We start from the raw sequence: 18,394 nt of genomic DNA, 5'->3' as shown, positions 1-18,394 counted from the left end.
GTTTCACCCCTATCAAATGGTGAAAGATCTGCGCACCCAGCAGGAAACCACCGACGTGCAGGGCGTCATGGACGGCGATCTCGATCCCTTCATCCAGAGCCTGCTGCATGCGGGCGTCGAGCTAGCTGGAGGCGGCAGCGATGACTGAGCCAATTCAAAATGATTCTCAAAGTGTGCCCCAGCCCAGCGAAAACCCCAGCTTCATCAAGCTGGCGATGCGCAACATGGTGCGCAAGGGCCGCCAAAGCCTGTTTCACTTCGGCCTTACGGCCCTGGGGCTTATGGGCTTCCTGGTGCTGATCGCCTGGCTCGGCCGCCCCCAACTGCCCGGAGGCTGAGATGGCCGCCTCGACCGATCTTGACCTGGCCTTTAGCGCTGATCCCGATCTGGCTGATCCCGATCTGGAAGTGGCCCCGCTGCTGTCAGATGCCGATTACTGGCAGACACGATTGAGCGCCTGGCTAAACCAGCTGGCCCCGGAGCTTCCAGCCGCCCTGCAAGCGCCCGCCTACAGCCTGGGGCTGAGCCTGGTGGCTGACGCCGAAATCGCCGAGCTCAATGCCGATTGGCGCGAGAAGGAAGGCCCCACCGATGTGCTGGCCTTCGCCGCCCAGGACGAAGCAACCGATGGCGCCCCGCCGATGCCGGCATCCGGGGAGGCGGAGCCCCTGGAGCTGGGCGACATCGTTATCTCCGTAGAAACGGCAGCACGCCAGGCGCCGGAGCATGGCCACGACCTGGAGCAGGAGCTGCTGTTTCTGGCCAGCCATGGCTTGCTGCACTTGCTGGGCTGGGACCACCCCGACGAAGCCAGCCTCGCCGCCATGCTGGCGCGCCAGAAAGAGCTGGTTAAGGTGCCAGCGGAGCCATGACCAATCTGCGCCCCTTACCGACCCCAGAAACTCGTGGGCGCCGCCTCAGGGACCGGGCCTGGACGGTGGCCAGTGACCTGCCCGCAAGTTTCCGCTATGCCGCCCAGGGGCTGGCCTATGGCTTTGCCAGCCAGCGCAACTTCCGCATCCATGTGATCACCGGAGCGGTGGTCTTTGGCCTGGGGGTGTGGCTGCAACTACCCACGGCCCAGCTGGCGGTGCTGGTGCTCACCGTGGCGGCCGTGCTGGTTCTGGAACTGCTCAACACCGCCACCGAAGCGGTGGTGGATCTGGCCATCGGCCGCCAGTTCCACCCCCTGGCCCGGATTGCCAAGGACTGCGCCGCCGCTGCGGTGCTGGTGGCGGCCCTGTCGTCACTGATGATCGCCCTGCTGCTGCTTGTGCCGCCGCTGCTGAACCGGCTGGGCCTTTGAATGGGGGCAGGCCAGGCGCGGCGATGCTTCTCGTTCTCGACAACTACGACAGCTTCACCTTCAACCTGGTGCAGTACCTGGGCGAGCTGGCGGCTGAGCATCCCATTGCCGCCGACCTGCGGGTGGAGCGCAACGACGCCCTCAGCCTCGAGCAGATCCGCGCCCTGGCCCCCGCCGCCATCCTGATTTCACCGGGCCCCGGCGACCCCGACCAGTCGGGGGTATGCCTGGAGGTGCTGCGGGAACTCAGCCCCACCATCCCCACCCTGGGCGTGTGCCTGGGCCACCAGTCGATCGCCCAGGTGTACGGCGGCAAGGTGGTGCGGGCCAAGGAGCTGATGCACGGCAAAACCTCACCGGTGCACCACAGCGGCCAGGGCGTGTTCGAGGGCCTGCCCAACCCCCTCACCGCCACCCGCTACCACAGCCTGATCGCCGAGCGCGAGAGCCTGCCCGACTGCCTGGAGATCACCGCCTGGCTCGAGGACGGCACGATCATGGGCCTGCGCCACCGCAGCTTCCCCCACCTCCAGGGTGTGCAGTTCCACCCCGAGAGCGTGCTCACCCAGGAGGGTCATGCGCTGCTCGCCAACTTCCTGCGCCAGGCCAGCAGCCCGGCCCAGCTGGGTTAGCGTCACGCCGACTGCCGCCCCACCATGCGTCTGCTGCCCACCCTCGGCGCTCTCAGCCTGAGCTCTCTTGGCCTGGGCACCGCCCTGCTGGCCGCCAGCCCGGCCCTCGCGGGCGGCGGCGTCACCATCACCAGCTACGGCCACAGCGCCCTGCTGATCAGCGGTGGGGGTGCCTCCGTGCTGGTCAACCCGTTCAAGGCCGTGGCCTGCGCCGCCGGCCTGGCCGAACCCCGCGTCAGCGCCACCGTGGTGCTGGCCAGCAGCCGCCTGCTCGATGAGGGTGCGCCGGTGGCCCGCGGCAAGATGCTGGTGGAGCCGGGCTCCTACAAGGTGGGCGGCCTGGCGATCGAAGGCATCGCCGGCCCCCACGACCGGGTCAACGGCCGCCGCTTTGGCCAATCCACCCTGTGGCGCTGGAAACAGGGCGGCCTCGACATCGCCCACCTGGGCGGTACAGCGGCCAAGCTCAGCCCCTCCGACAAGGTGATGCTGGGGCGTCCCGACGTGCTGATCATCGGCGTGGGGGGCGGCGCCAAGGTGTACACGGGCGCCGAAGCCGCCGAGGTGGTGCGCGAGCTCAAGCCCCGCCGGGTGATCCCGGTGCAGTACGTCAGCGGCAAAACCCCCAAGGACTGCGACCAAACCTCGGTGCAGCCCTTCCTCGACGCCATGGCCGGCACCCCGGTGAAGCGCGGTGGCCGCACCCTGAGCCTGCCCGGGAAGCTGGGCGAGGGAATGGCGATCGAGGTGATGCGCTAACGCACCTCGATGGCGGCGTAGGCAGCCCAAAAGCGACGCATCTGCTCGGTAGTGCCAATGCTCACCCGTAGGGAGCCTTCGATCAACGGCTTGCCGGCCATCGAGCGCACCAGGATCGCAAATCGCAAAGCGACGAAAACGTCAATCACAATCTAGACAAAACAGACTTACATGCCTCCCGAATCCAATATTTGACCGCCCTAGTTCCATTGACTGGCGCAAATCGCTCATTTACCACTCGGCCATCAACACGTATTCTCGAAGCCGCGGCGGAAAAGTGGCGGACAAAAGACAAAGAATGATCAAGGGAATACCGTAAAAGCCGCTCAGAATGCAGAGGCTCTTCCTTTTCAATAAGATAGGAGGTTATCATTTTACTCCTGTATCCATACGCGCGAATAGCGCGGCCTGTACACAAGGCAAACCGATCATTGTACCCTCCTGTCGCCCACTGCCAGGAAGGAATCCTGGCTACCGCCTCACGAGAATTTTGGAGCGCTTTTAGAATCAATTGAGCGAAGCAATCATGATAGACAAGGTCAGGTCGCGCAAAAATAACCAGATCAGGCTCACATTCGAGAATCTGATTTGTTACACATTCCAGGGGAAAAAGCTGTTTCAGCAAATTGCAAGTGCTGACATTGCCGTCCGCCCAGGCGTCGCCGCAGGATAGAATCCTGCCTACATCAAAGCGATTATAAATTATTCCCGGATCACTCAGCTCTCCCTTAAAGGCACGGAACACTTCGTAGTCAGCGACAGGGATCTCGCCGTTTTCTCCAGATGTCGCGCTGACAACCTTACTTTGATTAAAAAAGTGATATCTGACAGCAACATCTCCGACAGCGAGCGCGGGAGCTATGATTTTTTCGCTGATAATCGGAAACGCAATCCTTCCCGACCTGGGTATTCCATAAAAAACTATACCTATTTTTGGCCTGCGCGCATGTATCACCATAAAGCGCCAATGGGAATACGCATGTTACAGGCCAGGACGGGAACTGGCCTATGGCGAACGGGGAAAATGGCTTTTGCGAGAGATGTGAATGCATAACATCCTCGGGAACTAGCTAGCTATTGCTCTCATCCACAAATAGACACATAGGTCCTCCAGAAGCGCCGCATCTGCTCGGTGGTGCCAATGCTCACCCGTAGAGAGCCTTCGATCAACGGCTTGCCGGCCATTGAGCGCACGAGGATGCCGTCGTCCCGCAGTCGCCGCTCCACCTCCTCAGGTGGCAGATCGGGCCAGATCAGCAGGTAATTGCCCCCTTCGGCATGGTGGCGCACCCCAGCCTGGCGCAGCTGTTGCACCAGCCAAGCGCGGGCCCGCAGCACCTCAGTCACGTAGCCGTCCACATAGGGCTGATCAGCCAGGGCCGCGTGGGCCGCTGTCACGGCGAAGCTGTTGATGTCATAGGGGCCGGTGACGCGGCTGATCCGATCCACCACCGCCGCGGAACCGATCGCAAAACCGATGCGCAGGCCCGCCAAGCCCGCCGTCTTGGCCAGGGAGCGCAACACCAGCAGGTTCGGCGTCGCCGCGAAGTCGGCCACGGGGAGCACGCTGTCGCCGGTGAAGGCCTCGTAGAGCTCATCCACCACCACCAGGGTGTTCGGGGCCGCCGCGGCCAGCTCCAGGATCGGCTCCGGCGCCAGGCGAGTGCCGGTGGGGTTGTTGGGATTGCAGATCAGCAGGATGCGTGGCCCCCGCCCGTCAACCTGGCCGTCACTCCCGCTTGCCTGCAAGGCCGTGCGGATCTCCTCCAGGGGAAACAGGAAATCGGGCATCCGGTAGGGAATCGCCTCGATCGCCATCCCCTGCATCTGGGCACAAGGGGTGTAGTAGCCGAAGGTTGGCGCTGTGGTGAGCAACGTCTCGCCACGGTCGCCGTAGGCCTGAAAGAGGGCGTGCAGTGCCGCGTCGACGCCGTTGAAGAGGCCAACCTGCTCGGGGGTGAGCGGCTGGCCCAGGCCGGTTGCCGCGAGATTGGCCACCACCGCCTCCCGCAACCCGTCGTACTCGGGATAGACGGCGTACTGATCGGCGGCGATGGAGCGGATCGCCTCCACCACCTGGGGGCTCGGCCCCACGGTGTTTTCGTTGAAGTCGAGTCGCAGCAGGCCCCGGCGACCTTCGAGAGGAGCGCTGTAGGCCCTTAGGGCCTCAACTTCAGGGCGGGCTTGGGGAGCACCAGGGGTCATCGTCAAGCGTGCCCATAGACTGGAAATCTTACGCAAATGATTTGCTTGTCCTGCCAATCGAGGCGCGATACAGCACTCTCCTATCTGGCTGGCCGCCTAATCAAACTCCTAGCGAACAGCCTCCGCCCCGTCTTTTATCTGCACCACTGGCTATTCCCCAACCAACGCTTTTACCTAAAAAATACCAGCCACAAAGCTGCATCCAAGCCTGGAGGGCCCTTCAACCCCTATGCCAAGCCAGATGTCATCCCGAAGAGAATTTGGCAAACAAATTACACCAACAAGGTAACGCTGCCGTTAAAAAGCGCCTGGTGCTGGAATCGCCTGCTAAGCCAAGATTACGACTACCACTTTCAGACAACTTCAGAGCGCTCGGCCTTTATAGAGCAGCACTTTCCTGGCCGCATTGCAGAACTGTACAGTCGTCTCACCATTGGGGCCGCTCAAGCTGACCTTTGGCGCCTAGTTGTCTTATATAAATACGGCGGGATTTACATGGATATAGACGCACATCTAATTTGGCCGCTTAGTCGAATTATCCCCACAGGCGCCACCGAGCTCTTCCTTCGCTACAAAGATGGTGCTGCAACAAATTACTTCATAGCAAGCAAGCCTGAAAACCCGGTCATCAAAGCTCTAATCAACGAAGTTCTGCATCGCATTGAGACTTCTCAAGGCAACAACATATACGAAATAACTGGCCCTGCCGTGTTCCAAGCCGTGCTATCAGAGCACGAACACAACTGGCGCTTCTCCCAGCACACCTGCCTACAGGGAAACTTCACGAACAAATTCTTTCAATATATCGATAAGCCCGAAGGCCACTGGACACTCGAACAAAAGAACCATCGAGCAATTAGGCCATAAACCTGCTCAGCAGCAACAAAAATGCAAACATTACACAGCCTGTGCATTGCGATACTTGCCTTAAATGAAGCAAGTACAATTTCTAATTGCCTAAACTCAGCTCAATTTGCAGATCAGATCCTCGTCATCGATTCTGGCAGCACCGACCCAACCACCAGCATTGCAGAGTCCCTCGGGGCCGAGGTTTACCACCACCCGGACTGGCAGGGATTCGCGATCCAACGGAATCGCGCGCTAAATTACTGCAAATGCGATTACATTTTCTTTCTTGATTGCGACGAAGTTATCCCCCAAAAATTAGCCGACGAGATCCGCGTCGCAGTTGGCCAAGGTACAATCAATCGGGGGCTTATACGCTGGGAAGATTACGTTTTTGGCAAACGCTTACACGGAATTCATCAAACGAAGGGAATCGCACGCCTATTCAAGCTGAGTGACTTAGCTGGCTTTGAAGGCCAAGTTCACGAGGGGGCGATCCTGCGAGCAGCGCCGCAAACACTCCTATTCCAAACAAGGTTGATTCATCACTCCCGCAGGTCTATTCACCAAAGCCTCTTAAAACTTGCGCAATATTCTCAGCTGGCCGCCATCAAACTGCGGAACTCAAAATCTCACCTTGGCGTAGCTACCGGACTCATTCATGCCGTGCCACGCTTTCTGAATCTTTATTTCGTCAAGCTCTCATTCCTTAGTGGTGCCGAAGGGTTCTTGTACAGCCTGCTCGTCGCTTTAGAAGTGTTCTTCAAGTACTGCGCAGCTCACTACGACTCCGGCCCAGAAGCATCGACCCCAGTCCGGCGCTGAGGGGGAGTTGCATCACATCCGCTCCAACGGAGGAATGCCCAACAGACCCAACCCCAGTTTGAGGGTGTCGGCGGTGAGGCGACAGAGGGCCAGGCGGGAACTTCGGGCGGGATCTTCGGCTTTGAGCACCGGCACCTGGTCGTAGAAGCGGTTGAACACCTGGCTGAGCTCGAACAGGTAGGTGCACAGCCGATTGGGCAGCAACTCCTCTTCCACTTCGGCGATCACCCCATCGAGCTTGAGCAGCTCCCGCACCAGGGCCCACTCCTGGGGTTCCGTGAAGGTGAGTGCGGCAGGGCCACCGGACTGCAGATCGCCGCCCTTACGGGCGATGCCAGCGATGCGCACCACCGCGTAGAGCAAATAGGGGGCCGTGTTCCCCTGCAGCGCCAGCATGCGATCAAAGCTGAACTGGTAGTTGGTGGTGCGGTTTTGGCTGAGATCGGCGTACTTCACGGCCGCCAGACCCACGGTGGTGGCCACGTGCTGGATGAAGGCCTCGTCTTCGCTGCGCTCCTCCTCGACCAGGCGGCGGCGGAGGTCGGCCTCGGCCCGTTCCACCGCCTCATCGAGCAGATCCCGCAGCCGCACGGTGTCGCCGGCGCGGGTTTTCAGCTTCTTGCCGTCTTCCCCCTGCACCAGGCCGAAAGGGACATGCTCCACGCTGCCGTAGGGGGGAATCCAGCCGGCGCGCCGGGCCACCTGGAACACGCCGGCGAAGTGGTTGGCCTGGCCGGCATCGGTCACGTAGATCACGCGGTGGGCCCCATCGCCGCCGGGCGCGGGAGCGAAGCGGTAGCGGATCGCCGCCAGATCGGTGGTGGCGTAGTTGAAGCCGCCATCGCTCTTCTGCACGATCACCGGCAGGGGCTTGCCGTCCTTGCCGCTCACCCCTTCAAGGAACACGCAGCGGGCGCCGTCGTCCACCACCAGCAGACCCAACGCGTCCAGATCGGCCACAACACCGGCGAGGTAGGGGTTGTAGAAGGATTCGCCGCGCTCGCACAAGGCGATGTCCAGCCGGTCGTAGATCGCCTGGAACTCGCGCCGGCTCTGATCGCAGAGCAAGCCCCAAGCCTTCAGCGACACAGGATCACCGCCCTGCAGCTTCACCACCTCCTCCCGGGAGGTGGTCTGAAAGGCCTCATCGTCGTCAAAACGCTGTTTGGCCTGGCGGTAGAAGGCCACCAGATCGCCCAGATCCACCGCGTCGGCGGTGATCAGGGCCTCGGGGGCCACCTGTTTGAGGTGGGTGATCAGCATCCCGAACTGGGTGCCCCAATCGCCCACATGGTTGAGCCGCCGCACCGGATGGCCACGAAACTCGAGCACCCGGGCTAGGGAGTCGCCAATGATCGTGGAGCGCAGGTGCCCCACGTGCATTTCCTTGGCGATGTTGGGGCTGGAAAAGTCGACGATCACCGGGGCCCGTTGCTCCACCTCGGGCACCCCCAGGCGTCCATCCCCCAGCCGCGCTTGCACTTCAGCGGCCAGCCGCTCAGGCCGCAGGGTGAGATTGATGAAGCCAGGGCCCGCAATCTGGGGCGGCTCAAAGAGTTCGGCAAAGGCGGGATCGGCCGCCAGCTGCTCCACGATCGCCGTGGCGATGGCCCGGGGCGGCTGGCCCAAAGGTTTGGCTAAGGGCAGGGCCCCATTGGCCTGGAAATCGCCGAACTCCGGCTTGGAGGCCGGCGCCAGCTGGGGATCGAGACACTGACCGGCCGCACGGGCTTGCTCAGCCGCTGCCGGGAAGGCCCGCTCCATGGCTGCCAGCAACTGGCCGTTCAGGGTTTGGGCGATGCGCAGCATGGGGCTGGTGCCAGGGCAGGTTCGTCTTTGATCATCCCGCGCAGGCCGTCTGCCTCCGCATTGCCTAGGGGTCAGGCCGTCAGGCCCAACTCCTGCTCCAGGCCTCCAAGCACCACATCGGCCACCAACTGGATGCGGTAGCGGCAGTGCTGGGTTTGGGTGCAGTCAAAGCGGCCGTGTTCCCAATACTTGTTGCTGCCAGTACCGCCGCCACACAGCCCAAAGTGCTCACAGCTGCCGCGGCACAGCTCCACCCCGGCGCGGATCTCGGCGGCCACCCGGCGGAACTTCTCGGTGCCGGCCAGCGACTCCAAGCTGTCCTCGAGCACATTGCCGAAGGAGAAGTCGCCGTACTCGGCTGTCTTCACGGACAGCAATTCGGGATCGAAGGTGGACACCTGGCCCGTGGCATCCACATTGACAATCACAAACGGCGTGTTCATGTCGGTTTGCACCATGCGCGCCTGGCTGCAGGCAATGCTGGCGATGCCGTCAAATTCGCGGATGCACAGACGGCCTGGCTGCTCGCGGCTGCGCTGCCACAGCCGCCCCATGAAGGCGCGATAGCGCTGCTCCAGGGCCGCCTGGGCGGCACCGCCAGCATCGAGGCTGGAGTGGCTGTTCGCCCCCTCCGTCTCCTCCATGTTGAAGCCCACCTCAACGATGCCGTGCTGGAGAAAGAAATCGGCGATGGCATCGGCGTGGTCGAGAGCATCGGCCGTGAGCACGCAGATCACCTGAAAGGGAATCTGCCGCCGGGCCAACCAGTCGATGCCGCGCATGACTGCCGCGTGGGTGGATAAACCCGTACGGGTGACCCGGTGGGCGTCATGCAGGAAGGCGGGCCCGTCCATGCTCACACCAACATGGATGCGATTGCGTTCGAAGCAGTCACACCAGGCCGCATCGATCACGGTGGCATTGGTCTGCAACGACTGCACAATCGTGGTGGGGGGCAAGCCGCGCTCTTCCAACAGCCGGCTGATCCGCTGGGTGGCTTCGTCGTAGAAGGCAATCGGCGCCATCAGCGGTTCGCCCGCATGCCAAAGCAGGGTGAACGCCCCCCCGAAATAGGGGCTGTCCAGCACCCGCTCCACGGCCGCCTCCAGCACGGCAAACGAGATCCGGGTGCGATCACCCCGATCCGGCAGATAGCAGTAATCGCAATCGAGGTTGCAGAAGGGGGTGGGTTGAACCACCAGCAACCTCACCGGGCCATCACTCGGGCCCGCCTCGACCATCACGTCAGCACCCGCAGCCGTCATCAACGCCAGTAGCGGCCTCCGTTGAGGAAGCCCCCATTACGGAAACCGCCATTGCGGAAGCCACCGTTGTAGAAGCCGCCGTTATTGAACCCACCGTTGTAGAAACCCCCGTTGTAAAAGCCGCCGTTGTTGAACCCACCGTTCGCCCAGCCCAACCCGGAGCCGTTGACGAACATGTAGGAGAGGGCGTCGTCACCAACGCCTGTGGAGCCCTCCGGCGCACCGAGAGCACCCTCGCGCTCCTGCACAGCCGCGGCAATCCGGCTCAGCCGTTCCTCAATGCTGCGCTCGGGAGTGCTGCGCTCAACTGGGGCTTCCTGGACGCTGGCCAGGGCCAGCGCCGCCGCGCCATCGAGCGGTAGGGAGGCCAGTAGCAACAGGCCAAACAGATGGGAGCGGTTGAACAACGCCATGGCAGCAACGGAGAAGGGGGATCAGCGAACTGGTTCAGCGGGCGGTGGGAGCGGCCTGGTCTGCCGGAATCGGACGGATCGTCTCAACCCCCAGCAACACCGCCTCAAAGCTGGCGCGAATCGTGGCTTCGGGCAGGCCCGCGGCACTGCCAGGCCCCAGCCAACGGTTCACGGCAGCCACGGTGTCTGGCTGGCCATCGAGGTAGCCCAGCAACATCCGGGCGATCGCCAGGTTGACCAGATTGCGGAAGGCCGAATCGTTCTCGGCCAGCACGCAACTCACGGCGTAGGCCTCGTAGGGGAACTCGGGGGTGAGGGCCAGCCCCTGCAGCCCCTGTTGGCGCATCAGACCAGCCAGAACAAGCGTGTCTCCCACGACACCATCCACACCACCGGCCTTCAGGGCCGCAACGGCCGCCGGCAGGTTGTCGAAGGGGACGGCCGTGGCTTTGGGCTGCATGCCCTTCAGCTCGGTCTGGGCCAACGATTGGCGCACCACCGCGATCTTGCGGCCGGCCAGAGCCGCCGCGCTGCCATCGAAGCGACCGGCCGGGGCCAGCAGCCTCAAGCCTGAGAGCCCGATGGGCAGCGAGAAATCCACCTGCATGTCCAGCTCCCAGCTGAACGGCACACCGCAGGCCAGATCGGCCTGACCCTTGGTGATGCTGCCCACCAGGCTGGCGGGGTCAGCGATCGGCGCAAAGCGCACCGTCACGGGCTTGGCCACGGCCTGGGAGAGTTCGGCGGCGATCCGATCGGCCACCAGGAGGCCGTAGCCGCTGGGTTGTCCCTGGGGACCAACCACCATCAGGGGGGGCACATTGGCAAAGCCGCTCAGCACGAGCTGGCCGGTGCGCGCCGCCCGCTGCACGGTGCCCTCGGCCAGAGCCGCCGCCGGCATCGCGGCCAGCAGGGCCAGCGTGCCCGTGGCCACCGCCAGGGGGCGGCTCAGCCATCGCCAGGGCGTGATTCCCGGGGTGGAGCGTGCGCTGTGGAGTTGTGTCGCCACCCAGCCTCGGCATGAACTCCTGGAAGTATGGAGACAGTCGGCTCCGCTGCCAACGCGCCTCTCCTCAGGCGTCAAAGCGCATGCTCAGATCGAGCCAGGTGCTGCGGGTGATCGGCGCACTGGTGGAGATCAGGTCGATGCCGGTGGCCGCATAGGCCCGCAACTGGGCAGGCTGCACACCGGAGGCCTCCAGCACCAGCCGCCGGCCCTGGGCGAGCCCCCGCAGCTGGGGCACCAGCTCCTGCAACTCCTGGGGCGGGACTTCGTCGAGCAGCACCCCATCGGCCCCGGCCTGCACCGCGGCTACGGCCTCAGCGGCGGTTTCGGCCTCCACGATCACCGCTGCCGGCCAGGGCGCCGCCGCCCGCACCGCGGCCAGCGCCGCCGCCACCCCGCCGGCCCAGGCCAGGTGGTTTTCCTTGAGCATGGCGGCATCGTCCAATCCCAGGCGGTGGTTGATTCCGCCGCCACAGCGCACGGCGTATTTCTCCAACCGGCGCAGGCCCGGGGTGGTCTTGCGGGTGTCGGCCAGGCGCACCCCCGTACCCTCCAGCTCCGCCACCAGGGCTGCCGTCGCCGTGGCAATGCCGGAGAGCCGCATCGCCAGATTGAGGGCCGTGCGCTCCCCCGCCACCAGCGCGGCCGCAGGCCCCTCCAACTCCAGCAAGCGCTGCCCCGCCACCACCGGCTCGCCATCGGCCACCAACAGCCGCACCTGCACCGCCGGATCCAGCAACCGGAACAACGGCTCCACCAGCACGCCACCGCAGAACAGCCCCGGCGCCTTGGCCAACCAGTGGGCCCGGCCCCTGCAGCCAGCCAGCGCAACAGCCGAGAGATCGCCGCGGCCGAGATCTTCCGCCAACCAGGCGCGCAGCTGGGACTCGAGCTCCGGGGTGGTGGGCAAGTGGGCAGCGGGCATCACCCCTCCGGTCCGGGCCTTCCCATGATGGGCAGGGAGCCACCCTCGGATGGCATGGGGGGGATCGACCCGGCTGATTTGGATGGCAACCTGAGGCCATCCGCTGATCCGGAAGACCAGCATGACCCAACCCCGCTGGTGGACGAGCGGTGACCTCGACGGCTTCCTCGGCCTGGGGCTCGACAACCTGATCCAGATCCTGTTGATCGTGGCCCTGTGCCGGGGCGTGCTCGGCTACCCCGACAGCCTGGTGTTCGGCACGATCCTGCCGGCCACCGGCATCAGCCTGGTGGTGGGCAACCTGGCCTATGCCCGCCAGGCCTTTCAACTCGACCTGCGGGAGGGGCGCGACGACCGCACGGCCCTGCCCTACGGCATCAACACGGTGAGCCTGTTCGCCTACGTGTTCCTGGTGATGCTGCCGGTGAAACTGGTGTCCCTGAGCCAGGGACTGGGCGAGGCCGAAGCCGTGACCCTGTCCTGGCAGGCCGGCCTGATCGCCTGCCTGGGCTCGGGGCTGATCGAGTGTTCCGGCGCCTTCATCGGTAACGCCCTGCAGCGCTGGCTGCCCCGGGCCGCCCTGCTCTCCACCCTGGCGGGCATTGCCCTGGGCTACATCGCCCTGGGCTTCCTGCTGCGCACCTACGCCCAGCCGGTGGTGGGCTTGGCGGTGCTGGCCGTGATTCTGGTGGGGTACTACGCCCCGGTGCGCTGGCCCGTGCCCGCTGGTCTGGTGGCGGTGCTGCTGGGCATCGCCCTGGCCTGGGCCAATGGCCTGATCGACATGGATCCGGTGAGCTGGCAGCGCAGCACCGGCCTGATTGGGCTGCATCTGCCCCGGTTGCAGCTGGCGGAGCTCTGGCAGGCCCGGGGCCAGCTGGTGCCCTGGCTGGGGGTAATCGTGCCGATGGGGCTGTTCAACGTGATCGGCTCCCTGCAGAACCTGGAGAGCGCCGAGGCGGCGGGGGATCGCTACCCCGTGCGCAGTTCGATGCTGATCAATGGCATCGGCACCCTGGCCGCCGCCACCCTCGGCTCGTGCTTCCCCACCACGATCTACATCGGCCATCCGGGCTGGAAGGCGATGGGCGCCCGCATTGGCTACTCCTGGCTCAACGGCGTGGTGATGGCCGCCGGCTGCCTGCTGGGCCTGTTCGGGGTGATCGGCCAGCTGGTGCCGATCGAGGCGGGGATGGCCATCGTGCTCTACATCGGCTTGGTGATCGCCGCCCAGGCCTTCCAGGCCACGCCCCCGCGCCATGCCCCGGCCGTGGCCCTCGGACTGCTGCCGGGGCTGGCCGGCTGGGGGGCCCTGATGCTCAAGGCGGGGCTACGAGCTGGCGGCAGCGGCACCGCCGCCAACCCCTTTGGCCCCCAGCTGCTGGCGCCCCTGGCCCAGGCGGATGTGTGGGCAGCCGGCGCCTTCGCCCTGGAACAGGGCCAGATCATCACGGCGATGCTGCTGGCCGGGATGCTCGTGTATGTGATCGAGGCCCGGTTGCTGGCGGCCGCGGCCTGCGCCGGCATCGCGGCCGTGCTGGCCTGGTTTGGCGTGATCCACGCCTGGCAGTTCACCAGTGCCGACACGGTGCTGCAGCTGGGCTGGGGGGTGGGCCGCAGCTGGGCCCTCGGCTACGCCGTGATGGCCCTGGTGTTCCTCGCCGCGCGCTGGCGCCTCCGGCCTCAGCGCTGAGGTGGGGCAAGCCGCCTACTTGCCGATACAAAACCGCGAAAACACCCGATCGAGCACCGCCTCGCTCACCTCCGCGCCGGTGATCTCCCCGAGACAGCGCACGGCGGTGCGCAGGTCGATCGTCCAGAAATCCCAGGGCAGCTGCTGGGCGGCAGCCTCGAGGGAAGCCTCCAGGCTCAACGCCGCCGCGCCGGCCAGATCCCGCTGGCGGGCGTTGAGGGCCACCTGCACGCCCTCCAGGGAACCGGCGCCGCAGCGGCGCAGCAGCTCGGCCACCAGGGCGTCCCGGCCGGCGCCGCTGACCGCGCTGAAGCTCACATCCGCCGGGGCCCGCGCCCCATCCTCGGGCGGCACCAGGCCCACGGGCAGCGCGGCGGCATCGGCCTTGTTGCCGGCCACCAGGAGCACGGATCCCTCCGGTGCCAACGCGCGCAACGCCGCGTCCTCGGCGGTCCAGCCCGCACTGAGATCAAACAACAGCAGCACCGCATCGGCTGCCGCCAGGGCCTCGCGGGAGCGAGCAATCCCCAGCTGCTCCACCCGATCGCTGGTGGGGCGGATGCCGGCGGTGTCGAGCAGGGTGAGCGGCACCCCATCGAGCACCAGCTCGCTTTCGAGCAGGTCGCGGGTGGTGCCGGGCAGGTCGGTCACGATCGCCTTTTCCCGCTGGCTGAGCAGGTTGAGCAGGCTGGATTTGCCCACGTTGGGGCGTCCCACGATCGCCACCCGCAGCCCCTGCCGCAGCAGCTCCCCCTGACGCGCCTCCGCCACCAGCTGCTGCAGGGCCGCCCGCACCGCCTCCAGCTCCGCCACCACGGCCGCGGCATCGAGAGGCGGCAAATCCTCCTCGAAATCCACCCGGGCCTCCAGTTCCGCCAGCTGATCCAGCAGGCGCTCCCGCAGGGTGCCGATGCGCTGCTGCAGGCCACCGTCGATGCCGGCCATGGCCAGCTGGGCCGCCCGGCGGCTGCGGGCCGTGATCATCTCGCTGATCGCCTCGGCCCGGGTGAGATCCAGCCGGCCGTTGAGGAAGGCCCGCTGGCTGAATTCCCCCGGCAGGGCCCGGCGGGCCCCGGCCGCCAGCACCAGCTCCAGCACCCGCTGCACCGCCACCAGACCACCGTGGCAGTGCAACTCCACCACGGTTTCGCGGGTGAAGCTGCGCGGCGCCCGCATCAGCAGCAGCAGGGCCTCATCCACCCGTTCCCCCGAGGCGGGATCCACCACGTGGCCGTAGAGCACCCGGTGGCTTTCCCACACCTGCTGGCCAGGCGCCGCAAACAGCTGCCGGCCGATCCCCTCCGCCTCCGGGCCGGAGATCCTTACGATCGCCACACTGCCTTCGCCCGGCGCCACGGCCGTGGCAATGGCCGCAATGGTGTCCGTGGTCTGGGAGTCGTCTACACGCATGCCCCCATTTCAGCCCCACACCGCCCTGGGCCGCCGACTGCGGCGTCTGCTGGCCTGGCTGTGGCACCAGGAGGGCAGCCACGGCCAGCGGGCCCGGGGCCTGGCTGCCGGCTTGTTCTGCGGCTGCTATCCCTTCTTTGGCCTGCAGATGCTGCTCAGCGTGGCCCTGGCTTCAGCGGTGCGCGGCAACCACCTGCTGGCGGCGGCGGGCACCTGGGTGAGCAACCCGTTCACCTCGCTGCCGCTGTATTGGTTCAACTACCAGCTGGGCTGCTGGCTGATCGGGCCTGGGGCCGGCTGGCCCGGCCTCGACGACCTGCAGGCCGGCCGCGTCTGGCACAGCGGCGGGGGCTTCGTCAGCCGCCTGTTGCTGGGTTCAACCCTGGTGGGAGTGGCCTGCGCCCTGCTGGGAGGCTGGCTCTACTGGCAGTGGCTGGAGCGGGAACACCGGCGCGGCAAACGCCAGGGTTGATCAGGGGTTCGCCAGGCCTGGAAACACCATCAGGTCGATGTGGCCGCCCTCGGGGTGACGCCACTCCCGAAACTCCTCGGCCAGGGCGTGTTGCTCCCGGGGGAGGCACTGGGCCTGGAGGTCCTGGAGGCGCTGATGGACCAGGTCGAGGGTCTCATCGATCAGCTGGGCCGCCTGCTCGGAGGTCATGGCATGGCACGCGCGGGATGGGCCGTTTGTAGAAGGGGCCTCCGCCGGACGCAGTAGCCATCGTCACGGTGGCAGGGGCCTGTGCTCAGACCCTCACGCAGAAGCGGCGGCCAGAGGTGAGAAGATCAGAACCCATCAACTGGCGCTTGTGGCTGACGGCAAGGACTCCTCCCGGTCGGCACTGTCCGGACTGCTGCTGGTGCTGGGCTCGATCGGCGGCGTGGGCCTGCTGGTGTGGCTCACCCTGGTGATGCTCGACCTCAAGCACCTCAACACCTCGGGCTTCACCCTGCCTTAGCCAATCCCCGTGCGGGCGATGTCGAGCACATCCGCCATCGAGCGGATCTGGTTCATGGTGCTGGTGAGCTGGCCGGCACTCTCGAGCTCCACCCGCAGATCAATGCGGGCGGGCTTGCCGGGATTGGTGCGCACCCGGGCATCGCTGACGTTGATGCGGTGATCCGAGAGGCGGGTGAGGATGTCCTTGAGCACCCCCACCCGGTCCAGCACCTCAATGCGCAGCTGCACCGGGTAGCGGCGCGGCCGGGCTTCAACCGCCGGATTCCAGCGCACCGGCAGGCGCCGCTCAGCCGGCACCTGGACCACGTTGGAGCAGTCCTGACGGTGGATCGTGATGCCGTGGTTGCCCAGGGCCACCGCCCCCAGGATCGCTTCACCTGGCAGGGGGCTGCAACAGCCCCCCAGCCGGTAGTCGAGGCCCTCCAGGCCCAGGATCGGGCTGGCTCCCCCCGCCGATGCGGCCTGGGCCTCCGCCTGGGCACCGCGGGCCGCCGACACGTTGGCGGCCAGCTGCTCGTTGGTCAGCACCGGTGCCGCGGCCGCACTGGCCAACCGCAATTCCTCCCGCAGACGGTTGAGCACCTGGTGGAGGGTGACTCCGCCGAAGCCCAGGGAGGCCAGCAGGTCTTCGGTGCCGGTGAGGTTGCAGCGGCGCGCCACCTTGGCCATGGCCTGGCCATTGAGCAGGGCATCAAAGCCATCACGCCCCAGCTCCCGCTCGAGCAATTCGGTGCCCCGCAGGATGTTCTCCTCGCGATGGCTCGTCTTGTACCAGTGGCGAATGCGGTTGCGGGCCGTGGGGGTGGCCACGAAGTTGAGCCAGTCGAGGCTCGGGTGCGCCGTCTTGGCGGTGATCACCTGCACGAAGTCGCCGTTCTGCAGGGGGGTGGCCAGGGGGCAGAGCCGATCGTTGATGCGCACGCCCTGGCAGTGGTTGCCCACCTCCGAGTGGATCCGGTAGGCGAAGTCCACGGCCGTGGAGCCCTTGCGCAGACCCACCACATCCCCATTGGGGGTGAACACGAACACCTCCTCATCGAAGAGGTCTTCCTTGATCGAACGCAGGAAATCGCTGCTGTCGGTGCCACCGTCGTCCTTCTGCCAGTCGACCAGCTGGCGCAGCCAGTTGAAGCGCTCCGCATCGGCGCCGGAGGCGGCCGGAGAGCCGCCCTCCTTGTACTTCCAGTGGGCGGCGATGCCGTACTCGGCCACCTGGTGCATGTCGGTGGTGCGGATCTGCACCTCGATCGGTCGGTGCCGGCCGATCACGGCCGTGTGCAGCGACTGGTAGCCGTTGGGCTTGGGCAGGCCGATGTAGTCCTTGAAGCGCCCGGGAATGGGCCGGAAGGTGTCGTGCACCACCGCCAGGGCCCGGTAGCAGCTCTCGAGATTGGGGCAGAGAATCCGCAGGGCGGCCACGTCGAAGATTTCGTGGAAGGCCTTCTGCTGGCGCTGCATCTTGCTCCAGATGCCATAGAGATGCTTCGGCCGACCGCTCACCTCGCAATGGGCCAGCCCCACCGCGGCCAAGCGATCCCGCAAGAGCTGCACGGTGACCCCCAGCCGCTCCTCCCGCTCGCTGCGCTTGGTGGCCACCTGCTGCTGCACATCCCGGTAGGCCTCGGGCTCGAGGATCTTGAAGGCCAGATCCTCCAGCTCCCACTTGAGCCGGCCGATGCCGAGACGGTTGGCCAGGGGGGCATAGATCTCCCGGGTTTCCCGGGCGATGCGCAGCTGCTTCTCGGGCTTGAGGGCGCCGAGGGTGCGCATGTTGTGCAGGCGGTCCGCCAGCTTCACCAGCACGACGCGGATGTCGCTGGCCATGGCCAGGAACATGCGGCGCAGGTTTTCGGCCTGGGCCTCGGTGTGATTGGTGAAGTGGATGCCGCCGAGCTTGGTCACCCCCTCCACCAGGGCCCGTACCTCGGCGCCGAAGTGCTGCTCGATCTCCTCCGCCGTGACCTCGGTGTCCTCCACCACGTCGTGGAGGAAGCCGGCCGCAATCACACCGGCACTGGCGCCGATGTCGCGCAACAGGTCGGCGACGGCAACCGGATGAATGATGTAGGGCTCGCCGCTGGCCCGGAACTGGCCCTCATGAAGCTGAAAGGCGAAATCAAAGGCGGAGGCCAGCAGGGCCTCGGCGTCGGTGGGGCAACTCTCCCCGTCCCCCGGGGGCACGTGCTCGATGCAGCGCTGCAGCCACTCGGGCAGGGGCACGCCGTAATCGGCGGGGGTGCGGATCGGCCGGCGCAGGGGGGCAGCTGGAGGCACCGCGACTGAAACAGCCCCGGCGGTTGCGTCCAGATCAGGAACCGCCCTGAGCATTCCACCCTGC

20 protein-coding genes and 2 pseudogenes are annotated in these 18,394 nt (G+C 65.7%); 11 read left to right on the top strand and 11 right to left on the bottom strand.

Translation table 11 applies throughout. From position 1 onward, the window contains the following. From prfB to KBY71_RS07110, 6 genes and pseudogenes are all read left to right on the top strand, one after another. Window positions 1–148 (top strand): annotated as a pseudogene (gene prfB / locus KBY71_RS07135) (peptide chain release factor 2); the annotation flags it as partial. Further along, a complete protein-coding gene (locus KBY71_RS07130) occupies window positions 141–338 on the top strand; it encodes a DUF3285 domain-containing protein (protein ID WP_254928245.1) in 198 nt (65 codons plus the stop codon). The pseudogene prfB and the gene KBY71_RS07130, both read left to right, overlap by 8 nt. A 1-nt stretch (window position 339) precedes the next feature. Beyond that, window positions 340–873, top strand: coding sequence for an rRNA maturation RNase YbeY (gene ybeY, locus KBY71_RS07125; RefSeq protein WP_254928244.1), 534 nt, complete (start codon window positions 340–342; stop codon window positions 871–873). Further along, the gene (locus tag KBY71_RS07120) at window positions 870–1,307 is read left to right on the top strand and encodes a diacylglycerol kinase family protein (protein WP_254928243.1); all 438 of its coding nucleotides are present in this window, start codon (window positions 870–872) and stop codon (window positions 1,305–1,307) included. The genes ybeY and KBY71_RS07120 overlap by 4 nt, the downstream gene beginning before the upstream one ends. Before the next feature lie 23 nt (window positions 1,308–1,330). Beyond that, complete coding sequence (locus KBY71_RS07115) at window positions 1,331–1,939, top strand: aminodeoxychorismate/anthranilate synthase component II (RefSeq protein WP_254928242.1); 609 nt, start codon at window positions 1,331–1,333, stop codon at window positions 1,937–1,939. A 24-nt stretch (window positions 1,940–1,963) separates the two neighbouring features. After that, window positions 1,964–2,698: an MBL fold metallo-hydrolase gene (locus tag KBY71_RS07110; RefSeq protein ID WP_254928241.1), complete on the top strand. Its 735-nt coding sequence runs from the start codon at window positions 1,964–1,966 to the stop codon at window positions 2,696–2,698. On the opposite strand, the pseudogene KBY71_RS07105 reads toward KBY71_RS07110, so the two are convergent. The 3 genes and pseudogenes from KBY71_RS07105 to KBY71_RS07095 form a co-directional block, all read right to left on the bottom strand. Beyond that, window positions 2,695–2,814: pseudogene (locus tag KBY71_RS07105) on the bottom strand (histidinol-phosphate aminotransferase); the annotation flags it as partial. The gene KBY71_RS07110 and the pseudogene KBY71_RS07105 overlap by 4 nt on opposite strands. Window positions 2,815–2,843: 29 nt before the next feature. After that, window positions 2,844–3,656 (bottom strand): hypothetical protein, encoded by an 813-nt coding sequence (locus KBY71_RS07100; protein WP_254928240.1) that lies wholly within the window; start codon window positions 3,654–3,656, stop codon window positions 2,844–2,846. Window positions 3,657–3,781: 125 nt separating this feature from the next. After that, window positions 3,782–4,903 carry a histidinol-phosphate transaminase gene (locus tag KBY71_RS07095; protein ID WP_254928246.1) on the bottom strand — a complete coding sequence of 374 codons (1,122 nt, stop codon included), beginning with the start codon at window positions 4,901–4,903 and terminating at the stop codon, window positions 3,782–3,784. A gap of 45 nt (window positions 4,904–4,948) precedes the next feature. On the opposite strand from KBY71_RS07095, the gene KBY71_RS07090 reads away from it, so the two are divergent. Next, window positions 4,949–5,770 (top strand): glycosyltransferase family 32 protein, encoded by an 822-nt coding sequence (locus tag KBY71_RS07090; protein ID WP_254928239.1) that lies wholly within the window; start codon window positions 4,949–4,951, stop codon window positions 5,768–5,770. Between the two features lie 21 nt (window positions 5,771–5,791). Beyond that, complete coding sequence (locus KBY71_RS07085; protein WP_254928238.1) at window positions 5,792–6,574, top strand: glycosyltransferase family 2 protein; 783 nt, start codon at window positions 5,792–5,794, stop codon at window positions 6,572–6,574. A 12-nt stretch (window positions 6,575–6,586) separates the two neighbouring features. On the opposite strand, the gene argS is transcribed toward KBY71_RS07085, so the two are convergent. The 5 genes from argS to nadC all read right to left on the bottom strand — a co-directional run bounded on the left by argS (window position 6,587) and on the right by nadC (window position 11,992). Beyond that, window positions 6,587–8,383, bottom strand: a complete 1,797-nt coding sequence (argS, locus tag KBY71_RS07080; protein WP_254928237.1) for an arginine--tRNA ligase — start codon at window positions 8,381–8,383, stop codon at window positions 6,587–6,589. Between the two features lie 71 nt (window positions 8,384–8,454). Next, window positions 8,455–9,648 (bottom strand): cyclophane-forming radical SAM/SPASM peptide maturase GrrM/OscB, encoded by a 1,194-nt coding sequence (grrM, locus tag KBY71_RS07075; RefSeq protein WP_254928236.1) that lies wholly within the window; start codon window positions 9,646–9,648, stop codon window positions 8,455–8,457. Then, window positions 9,648–10,061, bottom strand: coding sequence for a GrrA/OscA1 family cyclophane-containing rSAM-modified RiPP (gene grrA, locus KBY71_RS07070; RefSeq protein ID WP_254928235.1), 414 nt, complete (start codon window positions 10,059–10,061; stop codon window positions 9,648–9,650). The genes grrM and grrA overlap by 1 nt, the downstream gene beginning before the upstream one ends. A gap of 34 nt (window positions 10,062–10,095) precedes the next feature. Further along, entirely contained in the window at window positions 10,096–11,070 is a 975-nt protein-coding gene (gene grrP / locus KBY71_RS07065; protein ID WP_254928234.1) for an extracellular substrate binding-like orphan protein GrrP, read from the bottom strand. Between the two features lie 64 nt (window positions 11,071–11,134). Next, a complete protein-coding gene (gene nadC / locus KBY71_RS07060; RefSeq protein WP_254928233.1) occupies window positions 11,135–11,992 on the bottom strand; it encodes a carboxylating nicotinate-nucleotide diphosphorylase in 858 nt (285 codons plus the stop codon). Window positions 11,993–12,113: 121 nt separating this feature from the next. Between nadC and KBY71_RS07055 the strand changes: the two genes are divergently transcribed. Further along, on the top strand, window positions 12,114–13,685 hold the full coding sequence (locus KBY71_RS07055; protein ID WP_254928232.1) for an NCS2 family permease: 1,572 nt from the start codon (window positions 12,114–12,116) through the stop codon (window positions 13,683–13,685). 15 nt (window positions 13,686–13,700) lie between these two features. Here the strand turns inward: KBY71_RS07055 and mnmE are convergent, their stop codons facing one another. Next, complete coding sequence (mnmE, locus tag KBY71_RS07050; RefSeq protein WP_254928231.1) at window positions 13,701–15,095, bottom strand: tRNA uridine-5-carboxymethylaminomethyl(34) synthesis GTPase MnmE; 1,395 nt, start codon at window positions 15,093–15,095, stop codon at window positions 13,701–13,703. Here mnmE and KBY71_RS07045 point away from each other — a divergent pair. Then, on the top strand, window positions 15,094–15,567 hold the full coding sequence (locus KBY71_RS07045) for a DUF2062 domain-containing protein (RefSeq protein WP_254928230.1): 474 nt from the start codon (window positions 15,094–15,096) through the stop codon (window positions 15,565–15,567). The two genes, mnmE and KBY71_RS07045, sit on opposite strands and share 2 nt — an antisense overlap. Here KBY71_RS07045 and KBY71_RS07040 read toward each other — a convergent pair whose 3' ends face one another. Next, window positions 15,568–15,756, bottom strand: a complete 189-nt coding sequence (locus tag KBY71_RS07040; protein WP_254928229.1) for a hypothetical protein — start codon at window positions 15,754–15,756, stop codon at window positions 15,568–15,570. Between the two features lie 148 nt (window positions 15,757–15,904). On the opposite strand from KBY71_RS07040, the gene KBY71_RS07035 reads away from it, so the two are divergent. After that, complete coding sequence (locus KBY71_RS07035; protein ID WP_254928228.1) at window positions 15,905–16,054, top strand: hypothetical protein; 150 nt, start codon at window positions 15,905–15,907, stop codon at window positions 16,052–16,054. Here the strand turns inward: KBY71_RS07035 and KBY71_RS07030 are convergent. Next, entirely contained in the window at window positions 16,051–18,384 is a 2,334-nt protein-coding gene (locus KBY71_RS07030; RefSeq protein ID WP_254928227.1) for a bifunctional (p)ppGpp synthetase/guanosine-3',5'-bis(diphosphate) 3'-pyrophosphohydrolase, read from the bottom strand. The two genes, KBY71_RS07035 and KBY71_RS07030, sit on opposite strands and share 4 nt — an antisense overlap. Window positions 18,385–18,394: the final 10 nt, after the last annotated feature.

It is taken from the genome of Cyanobium sp. T1B-Tous, assembly GCF_024345475.1.
In the GTDB taxonomy this organism is placed as follows: domain Bacteria; phylum Cyanobacteriota; class Cyanobacteriia; order PCC-6307; family Cyanobiaceae; genus Cyanobium_A.
This window is presented reverse-complemented; position numbering and strand designations above follow the sequence as displayed.